At 68.8% G+C, this 15,866-nt stretch carries 16 protein-coding genes; 6 read left to right on the top strand and 10 right to left on the bottom strand.

From position 1 onward, the window contains the following. Positions 1–32: 32 nt before the first annotated feature. Both ACFZDI_RS03485 and ACFZDI_RS03480 read right to left on the bottom strand, forming a co-directional pair. Positions 33–668 carry a TetR family transcriptional regulator gene (locus tag ACFZDI_RS03485; protein ID WP_391247443.1) on the bottom strand — a complete coding sequence of 212 codons (636 nt, stop codon included), beginning with the start codon at positions 666–668 and terminating at the stop codon, positions 33–35. A 74-nt stretch (positions 669–742) separates the two neighbouring features. Beyond that, positions 743–1,456, bottom strand: coding sequence for a hemolysin III family protein (locus tag ACFZDI_RS03480; RefSeq protein ID WP_234845494.1), 714 nt, complete (start codon positions 1,454–1,456; stop codon positions 743–745). A gap of 329 nt (positions 1,457–1,785) precedes the next feature. Here ACFZDI_RS03480 and ACFZDI_RS03475 point away from each other — a divergent pair, with 329 nt between their 5' ends. Further along, positions 1,786–3,615, top strand: a complete 1,830-nt coding sequence (locus ACFZDI_RS03475; RefSeq protein ID WP_234845495.1) for a phosphoenolpyruvate carboxykinase (GTP) — start codon at positions 1,786–1,788, stop codon at positions 3,613–3,615. 658 nt (positions 3,616–4,273) lie between these two features. Here the strand turns inward: ACFZDI_RS03475 and ACFZDI_RS03470 are convergent. After that, on the bottom strand, positions 4,274–4,474 hold the full coding sequence (locus tag ACFZDI_RS03470; RefSeq protein WP_234845497.1) for a hypothetical protein: 201 nt from the start codon (positions 4,472–4,474) through the stop codon (positions 4,274–4,276). A 157-nt stretch (positions 4,475–4,631) separates the two neighbouring features. Here ACFZDI_RS03470 and ACFZDI_RS03465 point away from each other — a divergent pair, with 157 nt between their 5' ends. Continuing rightward, the gene (locus tag ACFZDI_RS03465; protein ID WP_234845498.1) at positions 4,632–5,486 is read left to right on the top strand and encodes a helix-turn-helix transcriptional regulator; all 855 of its coding nucleotides are present in this window, start codon (positions 4,632–4,634) and stop codon (positions 5,484–5,486) included. A gap of 1 nt (position 5,487) precedes the next feature. Beyond that, the gene (locus ACFZDI_RS03460) at positions 5,488–5,679 is read left to right on the top strand and encodes a DUF397 domain-containing protein (protein ID WP_372486537.1); all 192 of its coding nucleotides are present in this window, start codon (positions 5,488–5,490) and stop codon (positions 5,677–5,679) included. 34 nt (positions 5,680–5,713) lie between these two features. On the opposite strand, the gene ACFZDI_RS03455 is transcribed toward ACFZDI_RS03460, so the two are convergent. The 5 genes from ACFZDI_RS03455 to ACFZDI_RS03435 form a co-directional block, all read right to left on the bottom strand. Then, positions 5,714–5,899, bottom strand: a complete 186-nt coding sequence (locus ACFZDI_RS03455; protein WP_391247440.1) for a hypothetical protein — start codon at positions 5,897–5,899, stop codon at positions 5,714–5,716. Further along, positions 5,899–6,087 carry a hypothetical protein gene (locus tag ACFZDI_RS03450; protein ID WP_234845501.1) on the bottom strand — a complete coding sequence of 63 codons (189 nt, stop codon included), beginning with the start codon at positions 6,085–6,087 and terminating at the stop codon, positions 5,899–5,901. The genes ACFZDI_RS03455 and ACFZDI_RS03450 overlap by 1 nt, the downstream gene beginning before the upstream one ends. A gap of 540 nt (positions 6,088–6,627) precedes the next feature. Continuing rightward, positions 6,628–6,813 (bottom strand): hypothetical protein, encoded by a 186-nt coding sequence (locus ACFZDI_RS03445; RefSeq protein ID WP_391247438.1) that lies wholly within the window; start codon positions 6,811–6,813, stop codon positions 6,628–6,630. Between the two features lie 477 nt (positions 6,814–7,290). Continuing rightward, positions 7,291–7,512: a hypothetical protein gene (locus ACFZDI_RS03440; protein WP_391247436.1), complete on the bottom strand. Its 222-nt coding sequence runs from the start codon at positions 7,510–7,512 to the stop codon at positions 7,291–7,293. Positions 7,513–7,579: 67 nt separating this feature from the next. Continuing rightward, positions 7,580–10,951 carry an RHS repeat-associated core domain-containing protein gene (locus ACFZDI_RS03435; RefSeq protein WP_391247434.1) on the bottom strand — a complete coding sequence of 1,124 codons (3,372 nt, stop codon included), beginning with the start codon at positions 10,949–10,951 and terminating at the stop codon, positions 7,580–7,582. A 447-nt stretch (positions 10,952–11,398) separates the two neighbouring features. Between ACFZDI_RS03435 and ACFZDI_RS03430 the strand changes: the two genes are divergently transcribed. Continuing rightward, the gene (locus ACFZDI_RS03430; protein WP_391247433.1) at positions 11,399–11,704 is read left to right on the top strand and encodes a hypothetical protein; all 306 of its coding nucleotides are present in this window, start codon (positions 11,399–11,401) and stop codon (positions 11,702–11,704) included. A 293-nt stretch (positions 11,705–11,997) separates the two neighbouring features. Here the strand turns inward: ACFZDI_RS03430 and ACFZDI_RS03425 are convergent, their stop codons facing one another. Beyond that, on the bottom strand, positions 11,998–12,417 hold the full coding sequence (locus ACFZDI_RS03425; protein WP_234845504.1) for a hypothetical protein: 420 nt from the start codon (positions 12,415–12,417) through the stop codon (positions 11,998–12,000). 128 nt (positions 12,418–12,545) lie between these two features. Continuing rightward, on the bottom strand, positions 12,546–13,757 hold the full coding sequence (locus ACFZDI_RS03420; RefSeq protein WP_234845505.1) for a pyridoxal phosphate-dependent aminotransferase: 1,212 nt from the start codon (positions 13,755–13,757) through the stop codon (positions 12,546–12,548). Between the two features lie 126 nt (positions 13,758–13,883). Between ACFZDI_RS03420 and ACFZDI_RS03415 the strand changes: the two genes are divergently transcribed. Further along, a complete protein-coding gene (locus ACFZDI_RS03415) occupies positions 13,884–14,765 on the top strand; it encodes a hypothetical protein (protein WP_391247430.1) in 882 nt (293 codons plus the stop codon). Positions 14,766–14,926: 161 nt separating this feature from the next. Further along, positions 14,927–15,853, top strand: a complete 927-nt coding sequence (locus ACFZDI_RS03410) for a trypsin-like peptidase domain-containing protein (protein ID WP_391247428.1) — start codon at positions 14,927–14,929, stop codon at positions 15,851–15,853. Positions 15,854–15,866 lie beyond the last annotated feature (13 nt).

Below are 15,866 nucleotides of genomic sequence, written 5' to 3'. Positions count from 1 at the left end.
GGTCAGGATGCCATGGCGCAAGGGCGCCGGCCTCAGGGATTTCCGGTCGGCAGGCCGTGTCCCAGGACGACCAGGGCGCGGTCGACGAGATCCCGGCCGTCGTGGCGGTGGCCGGTCTCGGCCCAGTAGGGGGAGACCTCCGTCAGCCCGCTCAGCACGGCGGTGGCGAAGACCCGCAGCTCCAGACCGTCCGGATCGAGCCCGGAGCGCTCCGCCAGGGCCTCCCGGAGCAGCCGGCCGGTGACGGCGGTGCTGCGCAGCATGCGGGCCCGCACCGCGGGCACCTCGGCCCCGAGCCGGGCCCGCAGACGGGTCACCTCGGGCTCCTCGGCGAGGCTCCGGTCGAGGGCCGCACGCAGCACGTGCCGGAGGCTGTCGGCCCACGGCTCGTCCGCCGGCCGGGCCCGCAGCTCCGCCGCCATCGCCGGGTCCCACTCGTCGATGACGACGATGTCCTCCTTGGCCGGGAAGTAGCGGAAGACGGTCGACGGCGAGACCTCGGCGCGGTCGGCGATCTGCTCGATCGTCGTGGCGTCGTAGCCCTGCTCCGCGATGAGCGCGTAGGCCGCGGCGCGGATCGCCCCTCGCGTCTTGATCTTCTTCCGCTCCCGGAGCCCCGGCCGGGGCCGGTCCGCGGGGGTGGTGCTCGGAGCCGTCATGGAGGCCATTGTCGGCCATCCCCAGGGGGCCGGGCATGCGAAGGGCCACGGCCGGAAGCCGTGGCCCGACGGGGGAGAGGGCTCTACCCGTGCTGGTACGCCACCAGTGAGATCCCCACGTAGTGCGCGATGAAGGCCGCGAGCGTGAGCAAGTGGAACACCTCGTGGAAGCCGAACCAGCGCGGGGACGGGTTCGGCCGCTTGATCCCGTAGACCACGCCGCCCACGCTGTAGAGCAGGCCGCCGACGATGACCAGGACGAGGACGGCGATCCCGCCGGTCCGCATGAAGTCGGGAAGGTAGAAGACGGCCGCCCAGCCCATCGCGATGTAACAGGGCGTGTACAGCCAGCGCGGGGCGCCGACCCAGAAGACGCGGAAGACGATGCCGGCCGCGGCGGCGGCCCAGATGCCCCACAGCAGCCACTGACCCTTGGCGCCCGGCAGGAGCAGCATGGTCAGCGGCGTGTAGGTGCCCGCGATGATCAGGAAGATGTTGGCGTGGTCCAGCCGGCGCAGGACACCGTCCATGCGCGGACTCCAGTTACCCCGGTGGTACAGCGCGCTCACGCCGAACAGCAGGCACGCCGTCAGCACGTAGATTCCGCAGGCCAAGCGCCCTCTGGAGGAGTCGGCGAGGGCGGTCAGCACCAGGCCCGCGATCAGCACGGCGGGGAACATGCCCAGGTGCAGCCAGCCGCGCAGCTTCGGCTTCACCGGGTGCGGCAGGGAGAGCGCCTTCGGACCGTGGCCGTCGGCCGCCGAGTCCGTGGGCGCGTCGGGGACGAACGCAGTCATGAGCGAATGGTAGCTACGGAACCGTAAGTCACGTATCAGTGCCGCCGAGTTGGCAGGCGAAGAGTGGCCATCCTCTCACCGCGGTCCCGCGGCGGTCACGCAAACGGACGCCCAGGTGAACGCAACGTGTTCGTAAAGCGGCCGCGGGAAACCGTGGCGAGCCTCACGTTGCTCACCTGTGCGCTCCTCTGGACAGATGGGCGCGTACGTCGGATGATCAAATGAGTGCGGTCGGCACCGGATGAGCGCCAAGATCCACCCAGAAGCATCCGGGTCGCAGCCCCCACGGGGCCTCCACATCACAAAAAATCCCTCATTTAGGAGCAATCGTGGCGCGCGACATCGCGGCTCCCCCCGTCCCCACCACCCATCAGGGGCTGATCTCGTGGGTCAACGAGATCGCCGAGCTGACGCAGCCGGACAACGTGGTCTGGTGTGACGGATCCGAGGCCGAGTACGAGCGACTGTGCGAGGAGCTCGTGGAGAAGGGCACCTTCCGCAAACTCGACCCGATCAAGCGCCCCCACTCCTACTACGCCGCCTCCGACCCCACCGACGTCGCGCGCGTCGAGGACCGGACGTTCATCTGCTCCGAGAAGGAGGAGGACGCGGGCCCGACCAACCACTGGAAGGCCCCCGCCGAGATGCGGGAGATCTTCCAGGGCTCCGGGGGCCAGGGCGGCCTGTTCCGCGGCTCGATGCGCGGCCGCACCATGTACGTCGTGCCCTTCTGCATGGGCCCGCTCGGCTCGCCGCTGTCCGCACTCGGCGTGGAGATCACGGACTCGGCCTACGTCGCCGTCTCGATGCGCACCATGACCCGCATGGGCCAGGCCGTCCTGGACGAGCTCGGCTCCGACGGCTTCTTCGTCAAGGCCGTGCACACCCTGGGCGCACCCCTGGAGCCCGGCCAGGCGGACGTCCCCTGGCCCTGCAACCAGACCAAGTACATCTCGCACTTCCCCGAGGACCGCGAGATCTGGTCCTACGGCTCCGGCTACGGCGGCAACGCCCTGCTCGGCAAGAAGTGCTACGCCCTGCGCATCGCCTCCGTCATGGCCCGGGACGAGGGCTGGCTGGCCGAGCACATGCTCGTCCTGAAGCTGACCCCGCCGCGCGGCGAGGCCAAGTACGTCGCCGCGGCCTTCCCGAGCGCCTGCGGCAAGACCAACCTCGCCATGCTGGAGCCGACCGTCCCCGGCTGGACGGTCGAGACCATCGGCGACGACATCGCCTGGATGCGCTTCGGCGAGGACGGCCGCCTCTACGCCATCAACCCCGAGGCCGGCTTCTTCGGCGTCGCCCCCGGCACCGGCGAGCACACCAACGCCAACGCGATGAAGACGCTCTGGGGCAACTCCGTCTTCACCAACGTCGCCCTCACCGACGACAACGACATCTGGTGGGAGGGCATGACGGAGGAGACCCCGGCCCACCTGACGGACTGGAAGGGCAACGACTGGACGCCCGAGTCCGGCGTCCCGGCCGCGCACCCCAACGCCCGCTTCACCGTCCCGGCCTCGCAGTGCCCGATCATCGCGCCGGAGTGGGAGGACCCCAAGGGCGTGCCGATCTCGGCGATCCTCTTCGGCGGACGCCGCGCCACCGCCGTGCCGCTGGTGACGGAGTCCTTCGACTGGAACCACGGCGTCTTCCTCGGCGCCAACGTGGCCTCCGAGAAGACCGCCGCCGCCGAGGGCAAGGTCGGCGAGCTGCGCCGCGACCCGTTCGCGATGCTGCCGTTCTGCGGCTACAACATGGGCGACTACATGGCCCACTGGGTCGACGTGGCCAAGGACAAGGACCAGTCCAAGCTGCCGAAGATCTACTACGTCAACTGGTTCCGCAAGAACGACGAGGGCAAGTTCGTCTGGCCCGGCTTCGGTGAGAACAGCCGCGTCCTGAAGTGGATCGTGGAACGCCTGGACGGCACGGCCGAAGGCGTCGAGACGCCGATCGGCATCCTGCCGACCAAGGAGGCCCTCGACACCGACGGCCTGGAGCTGGCCGAGTCCGACCTGGAGTTCCTGCTCACGGTGGACAAGGAGGTCTGGCGCGAGGAGGCCGCCCTGGTCCCCGAGCACCTCAACACCTTCGGCGACCACACGCCGAAGGAGCTGTGGGACCAGTACCGCGCGCTGGTGCAGCGCCTGGGCTGAGCCCCCACCCCGACTCCGCGGCCGGCCCGAACCGACAGTGCCCTGACCAGCAACATCGTCAAGGCCGGCCGCGGAACAGACCGGCGGGACCCGTACAACGGCGTGCGGGGTCCGGGGCCGGTCACCGCGTCCTCCGTCCGCCCCGACGGAAACCAGCGACGACCGGCCCCCTCCCGCCCGCTTCGGCGCGGCCCCCAGGCGGGCTCACGAACGTGCCGATGAAGGACCGAGCGCCCCGGCCGACGGCCTACGTCGACCGGGGCGCTCGGGCGTTCCCGGGGTGCCGGTATCACTGCCGGCGTCGGCTCCGGTGAACAGCTCGCACCACACCGTCTTGCGACCCCCCTCCCGCTCCACACCCCACCGCACGGCCAGCGCGTCCAGCAATGCCAGTGCGCGGCCCGACTCGGCTTCGGTGTCGGCGCCCGCGACCAGGACAGGCAACGCCCGGGGGTCGGGATCGCTAACCGGATCCGCCCGCCTTCCTCGCGCCACACCCGCACCGTGACGGGGACGGTCTCCCCGACGTGCCGGATCACGTTCGTGACGAGCTCGCTCGCGCAGAGCTGCACGTCGGTCCCGTACGGGCGCAGCGCCCGCCGCACGCCGGACACCCCGGCTGGGGCCGCGAGCAACTCCAGCGTCATCTCCGGCCGCCTCACGCGGCACCCTGCCGGAGAGCTGCGGCCAGGGCCTGCGCGGTGAGGAGATTGCAGGCGCCGAGCGTGATCAGCGGCCGCGCGGGCCGGGAGGCGAGAGCCGGTAGATCGAGTCCGAGGGACGGCAGGGTGATGCCGTGTGCGGCGAGCGCGACTCGCAACTCCTGGACGCAGGCGTCGGCCTCGTCGGGGCTGTGCATGGGGTTCACACCTTCCAGTGCGCTGTGTGACGAACTCCTCACAATCTGACGCCGACGCCCGTAGCGTGACAGCCCATCGGGATCCCGCTCCTGAACTGCGCGTTCGCGCTGCGGGATCCGGCAGCGGGCGGTAACGGCACACCTAGGACGGTGAACGATGGGTCAGCGCAAGGACATCGACGGTTCGACGGGCGTCCCGACCTTCTACGGCAGTGAGTTGCGCTGGAAACGGGAGGAGGCGGGCCTCACCCTCCAGCAACTCGTCGAGGGCAGCTTCTACGGCCCGAGCCACCTCAGCGAGATCGAGCGGGGCACGCGCCGGATGCCGGCGGAACTCGCCGAGCACGTCGACAGGGTGCTCGGCACGGACGGCTTCTTCAGGCGGCGCTGCGAGGACGTGCGACGGGCGAAACGGCGGGGGCACGCGAGCTACTTCGAGCGGGTGCTGGAGGCGGAGCAGCACGCGGAGACCATCGAGGAGTGGTGCCCGACGCTGGTGCCGGGGTTGTTGCAGACGGAGGCGTACGCGCGGGCGGTGGTGCGGGCAACGCACCCACTCGCTCCGGACGAAGAGGTAGAGGAGAAGGTCACCGCCCGACTAGCACGAGCTCGCCTCTTCGAGAAGAACCACAAGACGCCGGTGTACTGGGCCATCCTCTCCGAGAGCCTGCTCCGTCAGCCGATCGTTGCGCCCGACCAGGCAGCCGAACAGTGGCAGCACATCGCCGGGTTGGCGCGGCGGCATCGGATCGTTCCCCAGATCCTTCCCGGGAACTGCGGAGCGCACCCTTTCATGCTCGGCACGGCCAAGATCATGACGTTCCCCGATGCGCCGCCGCTGGTCTACACGGAGGCGCTGCACAGCGGGGACACCATCGACGATCCGGGCCTCGTTAAGGATTACCGAAGGTCGTACGATCTGCTCAGGGCCGCCGCGCTACCTCGCGAGGCGTCCCTCGCCCTGATCGAGCAAGCGGCTGAGGATGGCGGAGATGGCAAGCAACGCAATTGACTTGAGCGCAGCCGTCTGGCGCAAGAGCACCTACAGCAACGGAAGTGGCGGCGACTGCCTCGAAGTGTGCGACGCCCACACCGCCGTCGTCCCCGTCCGTGACTCCAAGGTCCCTCACGGCCCGGTCCTCACGATCACGGCCCCGGCCTGGACGTCCTTCGTCACGTCCCTCAAGTCGGCACCTGCTGCGTGACTCCATCGGCTCCGCGAGAGCGGAGTCGGTGGCTTCATCTCTTAGGTCTCCGGCGGGTCATGGCCATGAAGGCCAACGCCAGCCCGCCGAGAGCGGCAAGTGCTCCGGCACCCATGAGCACAGGGTTCTGTTCGCTAGCGCCCAGGATGATGCAGAACAGTCCGAATGCGGCGCCGATCACCACGAAAAGCGTCAGTTTCTTGGCCTGGCTGATGGGCATCAGCTGTTTCTCCTGGCCTTGCTGCGGACCCCGATCGTCCACATGAGGAGCGACGCCACGCCCAGAGCGGTCAGGGTGAGGAGGAGGACCCTCTGTGTTCCCTCCGCCGCGAGGCCCTGTAGCAGGGCGAGCACGGTCACGACCGCGACCACGGACAGGAAGATGCTCATCCTGATCCTGTCGCTCATGGTGCAACGTCCCCTTCCGTCATAGCAGAGCGGCGGGCCTTTCCCCCGCCCAAGCAGTGTGCCGCCACCCCTCTAACGATTACGACGGCTCTTGAGCAGCACGGCGATGACACCGAGAACTCCTCCGAGGATCAAGGCGGTGGCAAGGGTCCTTAACCATTCCGTCTCCATCCCGTTCGGTCTTGCATGGCGTACGTGAGCATTCCGATGCCGACGATCCCCAGAGCGCCCAGCGTAATGAGTATTACTTTCCCGGATCCGTCAGTGAGAAATCCTTGAACAAGAGCGGTGACTGACACCACGCCACTGGCAACGACGAAGATCTTCAGCTTCCGCTTTTCATTCACTTCAAGAACCCCACTCTCTTCAGACATGGCGAATAAGGGGCCGTTCGTCGTCGTGAACGCCAGGCCGAGCGCGGTGTCGTGGAATCAAATCGCGAACCCAGCTTGGTGCGTCGGCTGCAATCCGTCCACGTCTCGTTCGTGCCGGCGGTAGTGCTCGCGCCCCGCTGTCTCGAACGAATTTCACAGCACCCTGTCAGGAGCGGGTCTTTCGATGGGCCAGGAAGGCGAGAACCGTCAGAATCATTCCGCATGCTGCTGCGATCACTCCGAGCACGATCGGCACGGTGTCGCCAGTGACTGTTCCAGTAATGCACGCACATATTCCGCCGATCAACGCTATCGCCGAGAAGATTCGCACTGCCCTGATGGCATCGCCCATCGACGCGTCCCTCCCTCACATCCCAACGCCCCTTCGAGTTTGTGGGCGACTGGCGAGTCGGGCTTCAACGAGGCCACGCCGTATTCCCCCACGTTCGGCGTCGCCCCACCAGCCAGACCAAGCTGCTGACGATCAAAAGGGCTACACCCTCGATGATCAGCACGCGGGCAACGCCGCAGCTTGTCCAAGCTGACACCGTGAAGGCCAGACCCGCCAGAAGCGCGATGGCGAGAACCGTGGTCGCCTTTTCGCGCGTCATGACCTTCCCTCGCTAGGAAGACGTGGGCAAGCCTCCTGAACGTTTGGCAGACATATCCCTTGCCGCGTGCGACTGCACTTCTCACCTGCCGCGTCGAACCTTCACGAGAATGTAGAGCGCGATGATTATGGCGGCGAAGCTGATGATGAATAGAAGTGCATCCTGCCCGTTTTCGATGGGCGAGTATTTACTGCTGGCTGCTAGATCAGGTGAGTATGTCATTTCCGACTCCTTTTGGTCGCCACAAAAAAACAGACCAAGGCGCCGCAGGTGAACAGGGCGCTCAGTGCCTTCCCTAGCGTGAATGAACTGTCAGTCAGTCCCCAGGAAGGGAATGAAAGAAATCCCAGAGAGATCCCGCAAGCCAGCTCCAGTACGCCGATGCCGGCGAGAATCGCTGCTGTTTTTCGGCTTTCTCTCTCATTTTTTGCGAGGTTCACTCTGGCTTCCTCCCGCTGGATTGACGCTGCCAGGATACGGTGAGCGCCGTATCCTGGCAGCTGTCCCTCAAGTCGTACTGTTCTGGTAATTCATCGCGACGTAGGTTCCCGCGGCTGCTCCTATGGAAGCGCAATAGGGCACCGCTGCTCCCGCTCCGGCCGGCCCTCCGACAACGGCGGCCCCCGCTTCACAGAGACCCGTGATCCCGATGTCCGCGATGACGCCAGCTGTTGCCGCCTCCGCAGCGTCAGGGCCGCCAGTGAGCCCTTCATACACGATGCCGGCGACAGAGAGCCCGCTGCCCATATTCCCCAAAGTGTCCAGTGACAGCAGCCCAGCAGGATCACTTCTGTTGACAGGGTCGCCGGCGGCGTACAGGTAGGGGTTCGCCTCCTGCCCCGACGGGTCCGGCTGGGTGAAGCGGGCGAGGGTGGGGTCGTAGTAGCGGTGGCCCATCTTGTACAGGCCCGTGGGGTCCAGGTATGTGCCCGCGTAGCGGTGGGGCTGGGGGACTGCCTCGGTGGTGGTGCCGCGGGGCAGGCCCGTGGGGCCGTAGGCGTAGGTGTGCGTGCGCTTGCCCGTGTCGTCGGCGAGGCCGAGGACGTTGCCCGTGGCGTCGGTGAGGTAGTAGTAGGACTTCCCCCCAGTCGTCATGGAGTTCAAGGTGCCCGCCGGTTCGCGGATGAATCCGGTGTCCACGCCGTTCGTCGTCGTGGAGGCCAGGCCGAGCGCGGTGTGGTGGAACCAGGTCGAACCCAGCTTGGTGCGCTCGGAGTTGTCCGTGCCGGCGTGGACCAGGTCGTAGCTCTTGCCGCCTGCGGTGATGGCGGAGAGCTGGCTGTGGTCCGTCCAGGTTTCGTTCGTGCGGGCGGTGGCGCTCGCGCCCGCCGTCTCGTTGCCGAGCTTGTCGTAGGACCAGCCGGTGGTGGAGCCGTTCTTGCCGGTCAGCTCGGAGGCGTCGTCGTAGGTGTAAGTAGTGCCGCCGGGGCAGGCGTTCTTCGTGCCGTCCTGGCTGGTGAGGTTGCCGGCCTTGTCCCAGCAGTAGAGCCACGACGCCTTGCGGGCACCCGCGGAGTCGGCTTCCTGGGCGTAACGCAGGCGGTCCCGGGAGTCGTAGTCGTAGGTGGTCTTGTACTTGGTGAGGTTGTCGGTGCGGGTGCGGATCTTCGTCGTGTCCTTGCCCGCGGAGTTCTTGTAGCCGTAGGTCAGGTCGATCAGCGTGGTCGTGCCCGAGGTGGTCCTGACGGCCTCGGGGCGGCCGTTGTCGTCGATCGTCACCGACTGCGTCGTACCACCGGGGTAGACGGTCTTGGTGCGCTTGTCGTTGTTGTTGTAGTCGAAGTCGGTCTTCTTGCCGTCCGGGGCGATCAGGTAGTCCAGGCGGCCGGCCTTGTCCCAGGTGTAGTCGGTCTTGCCGGTCGGGTCGACGGAGTAGTCGACCTCGCCGCCCGGGGTGTAGGCCAGCGCCGTCTGGACGCCGTTCTGCAGGGTGCGGACGCTTTCGCGGTTGAGTTTGTCGTAGGTCCAGCCTGTGCTGCCGGAGGCGTCCGTGCGGGTCCTGACGTTGCCGTCGCCGTCGTAGGAGTAGGTGACCGTGGCGTTGGTGGAGGACACCTTCGTCACGCGGTCGCGGTTGTCGTAGACGTAGACGGTCTTGATGCCGCGTCCGTCGGTGACGGTCTCCACCCGGCCGAGCGTGTCGTACGTGTAGTCCGTCTTGCCCAGCGGCGCCGGCGGGGTCACGGTCTTGAGGTTGCCCTTGGTGTCGTACGCGAACGAGGTGACCTTGCCGTTGCCGTCCTTGGCGGTGCAGCGCTGGCCCTCGAAGCCGCCGCAGGTCGGGGTGTCCTTGTTGTACGTGTACTCGCGGGTGCCGCCGGCGGTGCCCGAGGTGGTCACCGACATGGTGTTGCCGTTGGTGTCGTACTTGAAGGTGTCCTTGCGGCCGTCCGCGGTGGTGAAGTCGTTGGGCAGATCGGTCCCGGCGACCGTCTGATACGCCGTCACGGACGCCGTCGCCCCGAGCGGGAGCTTCTGGGAGACGGCGTTGTTGCGGCCGTCCCAGCCGTAGGTGGTGGTGTTGCCGCCGGTGCCGTCCGCGCCCGTGCCCATCGCGTCGATCGCGGTCTGCACCAGGTGATTGGTGTACTTGGCATGGCGGGAGTGGCTCAGCGGGTCGGTGACCTTGGTGACCTCGCCGTCCGCGTTGTGGGCGTACCGCGTCTCGTCGCCGTCGGGGTCGGTGACCGTCGTGGTTCCCGCGTCGGCAGGGGTGGCGGCCGTGTAGTCGTAGCGCCAGGTCGGACCCGTGTGGCCGCCGCCGGAGGACTCGGTGGCGCGCTGCATGGACGTGACGCGGTTGTGGTCGTCGTAGGTGAACAGGGTGACGGTGCCTTCGGTGGTGGTCACCTTGGTCAGGCGGCGCGAGGAGTCGTACGCGTAAGCCGTGGCCTTGCCGTCGGTGTCGGTGACCTTGGCCAGGTTGCCCGTCGGGTCCAGGTCGAACACGGCCGTGCGGCCTGTGTGGTCCTTGGCCTGCCACTGACTGGCGTTCGTCTTCACCAGGTCGATCCAGCGACCCGAGCGGGTCTCGGTGAGTTTGAAGCCCTTGTGCTCGCCGCCCTCGTCGTGCTGGTCGACGGTGATCGTGCCGTCGTTCTTGTCCGTGACCTTGGTCAGCGTGCCGTGCTCGTCGAAGGTGTCCTTCGTGCCCGACTTGCGGTCGGTCAGGGTGTAGGTGCCGTCCGCGTTCTTCCTCAGGTCCTTGGAGTAGCCGGTCGGCGTCGTGTAGCCGCCGGTGGACGTCTCCCTGAACCGCAGGGCGTCGCCGGTGGCGTCGAAGACGACCACCTCACCGTCGCCGGCCTGGAGGTAGCGCTCGTAGGCCTGCCACCAGCGCTGCGACACCTTCCCCCACGGCGCCTCAAGGGAGTTGTACGTCCGGGTCAGCCGCAGCTTCTGGCCCACACCGGCGATGTCGAAGTCCGTCGCGGCGAGCATCAGGTTGCCGTCGGAGACGTTCACCCGCGCCACGAGTGCGTCGTTCAAGCGTGTGTCGATGATCCGGTGCCAGGGCACCTCGCCCTGGCCCTCGGGAACGAACGGTATGGCCCCGGCAGCGGGCGCCGCACGCCGGGCGCCGGCCTTGCCGCCCGTACGGGCCTGCTGTGCCGCCCGCCAAGCGGCGACCTCGGCCGACGGTTCGGCCTCCGCCCGCGATTCCGGTGCCTTGATCGATCCGGCCGGAGTCGCGGGAGCCTCCACCTTCGTCGGCCGGGTCCACGGACTCTCCGGCTCCGGTAACTCCGGCTTCGGCGTCGCCGCCAGCCCCGGTGCAGCCGAGACCACCAGAGCGGCGGTCGTGATCGCGGACAGGAGAACGGTTCTGCGTGTTCTTCGGGCACGCCACAGTGACGTGCTCTGCGCACGTGAATGCATCAGCTTCCCCCACGGAAGTCAGACAGACAGTCAGAACCGGTGACACATGTGGTCACCTGGGCCACACAAGTTTTCATAGGAAGCGCACAAATCGACGCGGCGTGCCCTCGAACACGTGTTGCATGCGGGCTGGAATGAGTCCCGCCGCTTCTCTCGTCCGGCCGGGCTCATACCGCCGCAACTGCCGCGCGATGGGGGCGGAATGCTCGGTTCTGTCCTCACTTGCGGTGAGCACGTTGACCGAAATCCGACGAGTCTCCCCGTAGATGTGATCCGCGGTCGGTTATGAGCCACATCCGTACGTGTGTCCGAGCTGTCTTGTGCGCCCTGGTGTCTCGCGGTAACTGCCGTGCCTCGCGGCGGGGCGGGTGGTGGCGCGGATGGCCAGGACCCTGGTCGCCCCCGTCCGGCTGACGGCCGACGGCGCCGTGGGACTACGCGCCGGATGTGACGAGCCCGTTGGCGGCCCGGCCGGCCGAACTGCTCGCGCCCGCCAGGATCCTGTCCCACCTGGCGCACGTCACGGCCGTCTCGGTGACCTCCGTCCGGGCGGGTGTCCGGCCGCTGCGCACCTTTCCGCTCAGCGCCTGGGCTCCTGATGAGAGCCTGACGTGCGGTTTCACCGTCGACCCGGAGACAGGCGTCCTCGTGCGGGCCGAGGCGACGCCTGAGGCGACGCCTGACGCGGAGGCCGACGGCCGCGTGATCTTCCGTCACGTCGTCACCGCCCGCGGCGCGCGGCGCTCCGGTTGATCCGACGTGACCTGCCGTCCCCGGCCGCGCGTAGTCCCAGCCGTACGCGGCCGCGGTGGGCCGACGGCCGAAGGGGGAGCCGGGTGGCCGACGGCCGAAGGCGGCAGCCGGGCGGCCGACAGCCGTGGGCGGCCGACGCCCGGGGTGACCGGGTGATCGCGGCGCGTTTCACGACAGGCGTGAGGGCCACCGGGTACGGGTACCCGATGGCCCTCACAAGGGGTTGGTGGCGCCCGGTCCGCGCGTCGCTGCGGGTGCGCGCGGACCGGGGCCGTATGGGGAGCCCGGGGGGCTCAGCGGGACGCGAGCTCGCGCGGCTCCAGAGCCGCCGTGTGGGCGTCCATCCGCTCGGCGGCCAGGATCGCGGCCGCCGTGTCGGCGCGGGAGGCGGCGACGACCAGCGCGCGGCCCGCGAGGGTGTGCGCCCGCCGGTGCAGGGCCGCGGCGCCGGCCTCGCGACGGCCGCTCATCGGCGCACGAACCGGGGTGCGTCCCCCGCGCAGCCGGGCCACCTGCTCCGCGAGCCGCTCCGCCGCCGTGTCCAGGTCGGCCGAGGCCTGTGCCGCGCGCAGCTCGTCCGTGACGGCGAGCAGGGCGGCGAGGTGGCCCGCGAGCTGGATGTCCAGCTCCTCCTCACGGGAACGGTGCGGGAAGTCGGGGTTGGGGCCGTCCACCGCGCTGTGGACCGACTTGGTGCGGATCGGTTCGTACATGGGAGGGCCTCCTGAGTTCTTACAGGAAGCCATCCTAGCTTAGATTTCGTCTAAAGTTGATTCGTTCACAAAGCAGGACTGCCTGCACACAAAGCGTGAGCAGGCAGTCCGGGTCGTTCGCCGCGCGGTCAGGGCTGGCTGTAGCCGTCCAGGAAGTGGCCGATCCGCCCCATCGCGTCGGTCAGGTCACCGACCGTCGGCAGGGTCACCACCCGGAAGTGGTCCGGCTCCGGCCAGTTGAAGCCCGTGCCCTGGACGACCATGATCTTCTCGCGCCGGAGCAGGTCCAGGACCATCCGGCGGTCGTCCTTGATCTTGAAGACCTTCGGGTCCAGGCGCGGGAAGAGATACAGCGCGCCCTTCGGCTTCACGCAGGTCACGCCGGGAATCTGGGTCAGCAGCTCGTACGCCGTGTCCCGCTGCTCGCGCAGCCGCCCGCCCGGCAGCACCAGGTCGTTGATCGTCTGCCGCCCGCTGAGCGCCGCGACGACTCCGTGCTGCCCCGGCATGTTCGCGCACAGGCGCATGTTCGCCAGTATCGTCAGGCCCTCGATGTAGGAGTCGGCGTGGGCGCGCGGCCCGGAGATCGACATCCAGCCGACCCGGTAGCCGGCGACCCGGTAGGCCTTCGACATGCCGTTGAAGGTCAGGGTGAGCAGGTCCGGGGCGACGGAGGCGGTCGGGGTGTGCGTGGCGCCGTCGTAGAGGATCTTGTCGTAGATCTCGTCGGAGCAGACGAGCAGGTTGTGCCGGCGGGCGATGTCGGTCAGGCCCTTGACCATCGCCTCGTCGTAGACGGCCCCGGTCGGGTTGTTGGGGTTGATGATCACGAGCGCCTTGGTGCGGTCGGTGACCTTGCGCTCGATGTCGGCGAGGTCCGGCATCCAGTCGGCCTGCTCGTCGCAGCGGTAGTGCACGGCGGTGCCGCCGGACAGGGAGACGGCGGCGGTCCACAGCGGGTAGTCGGGCGCGGGCACGAGCACCTCGTCGCCGTCGTCCAGCAGGCCCTGCATCGCCATCACGATCAGCTCGGAGACGCCGTTGCCGATGAAGACGTGCTCGACGTCGGTCTCGATGCCGAGGGTCTGGTTGTGCATGACGACCGCCCGGCGCGCGGCCAGCAGGCCTTTGGCGTCGCCGTAGCCGTGCGCCGACGACACGTTCCGGAGGATGTCCTCAAGGATCTCAGGCGGGCACTCGAAGCCGAACGCGGCCGGGTTGCCGGTGTTCAGCTTGAGGATCCGATGACCGGCAGCTTCCAGTCGCATCGCCTCCTCGAGCACCGGGCCCCGGATCTCGTAACAGACGTTGGCGAGCTTGGTCGACTGGATCACCTGCATGTCTGGGAGCTTACGGCCCGGTAATGCCTCCCGGGTCGTGTTTTCCGCCACGTGAGACGCGACGATTCGGGGCGATATCGCCATGCGCTGTCCCACCAGCCCCTTGGGTCTCTAGAATTCGCCGCCATGTCCAAGCCATTCGATGACGCCGACGGAGCGACGGGCGGCGACCCCCAGGGTCCGCCGAACGTGTACCTGCCGCAGGGGGTCGCCCCTCCGGTGTACGACGCCTACGCGGACCCGGCGGCGGCGCACGGATGGCAGGACGCCTACGACCCGGCGGGCCCGGCGTCCACCGAAGGCGGTGCGGACCGCGCCGCCCAGAGCAACCCGGGGCATCCCGGCGCCACCGGCGCCACCAGGGGCACCGAAGGCACCGCCGGCACCTGGGACACCGAAAGCACCGGCGGCCCCTCGCATCCCGGTCGCCCGGGCGGCCTGGGGGAGACCCGTGAGATGCCGGTGGTGCCGGGGTGGGGGCCGGGGCCGGTGTCTGCGCCGGGTGGCCGGGCCGGGGGTGGGCGCCGGGCCCGGCGCAAGCCCCCCGTCTCTCGGTCGCGCCGCCTGGCGGTGGCCGCCGGTGCCGTGGGTGCCGTGTCCGCGGCGGTGCTCATCGCCGGGTTCTCCTTCTCCGGCGGGCCCTCCGGCGGGCCCTCTGGCGGGACGCGGGGCGGCGACAGCGGCCGTACGGATCCGGCCACGGGGGACTCCCCGACGGCATCGACCGCGGACAGCGGTCCGGCGGCGAGCCCCGACGCCCCACTCGCGGGCCACCCGGGGACCTCTGACGGCCCGTCCGGCGCCGCGTCCCCGAGTCAGGCCTCCGCGGAGAGCCCGGCCCCGTCCGCGTCGCCGTCCGCCACGGACGGCACACGTCCCCCGGTCGACGACCCGACGACCACTGCCCCCGCCGACTCCGGCCCCACCGCCACCGCCACGACCTCGGACCCCGGCAGGTGGGACGGGAAGCCCGGGCACGGTCCCGGCGGCACCAAGGGCCCCAAGTGAGCGACCGGTAAGGGCGGTTGAGTAGGGTCGTTCCGGACCTCGAAGTTCCGGTTGTAGAACAGGTTCTTGTGCCACCCCCTTGCGACGATCACAATGTGCATGACAATCGTGCAGGCGGCCGGAGGATTTCCGGCCGCCTCCGTCGCAAGAGGGGACCCCCCATGAGAAAACCTCTCGCCGCCGCGATCTGCGCCCTGGCGATAGCCGGGGCCGGCGCGGCTCCCGCGACCGCTGCCGAGGCCGCCCCCACGGGCGTCGGCAAGGTCGCGGACACGGGCCAGGTCACGTCCGCCGTGTCGGGCGTGGTCGGTTCCGTGGAGCAGACGCTGTCCGGGCTCCGCGGCCCCCAGGCCAAGGCCGTGAACTTCGCCGGCACCGTCGCGCTCAGCAACTGCTCCGGCTCCGTCGTCCGCATGCCGGACTCCGAGGCCGACGACCCGGCGCTCGTGATGACCAACGGACACTGCCTGGAGTCCGGCTTCCCCGGCCCCGGCCAGGTCCTCGTCGACAAGGCGTCCAGCCGCACCTTCGGCCTCCTCAACGCCTCCGGCACGCGCGTCGCCACCCTGCGCGCCGCCAAGCTGGCCTACGGCACGATGACCGACACGGACGTCGCGCTGTACCAGCTCACCACCACGTACGCGCAGATCAAGAGCTTGTACAACATCAACGCGCTGACGCTGAACGACAGTCACCCGGTGGCCGGCACCGCCATCAGCATCCCCTCCGGCTACTGGAAGCGGATCTACAGCTGTTCCATCGACGGGTTCGCGTACCGCCTGAAGGAGGGCGACTGGACCTGGAAGGACTCGGTCCGCTACACCTCCGCCTGCAACACCATCGGCGGCACGTCCGGCTCGCCCGTCGTCGACCAGGCCACCAACAAGGTCGTCGCCATCAACAACACCGGCAACGAGGACGGTGAGCGCTGCACGGTGAACAACCCGTGCGAGGTCGACGCGAACGGCACCGTGACCGTCCGCAAGGGCATCAACTACGCCCAGGAGACCTACGGGATCCCGGCCTGCTTCGGGATCGACAACAAGCTCGACCTGAGCGCGAGCGGCTGCACCCTGCCCAAGCCGTAGGGCAGGCCGGCCG

It is taken from the genome of Streptomyces sp. NPDC007907 (genome assembly GCF_042959365.1).
Lineage (GTDB): Bacteria > Actinomycetota > Actinomycetes > Streptomycetales > Streptomycetaceae > Streptomyces > Streptomyces indiaensis.
This window is presented reverse-complemented; position numbering and strand designations above follow the sequence as displayed.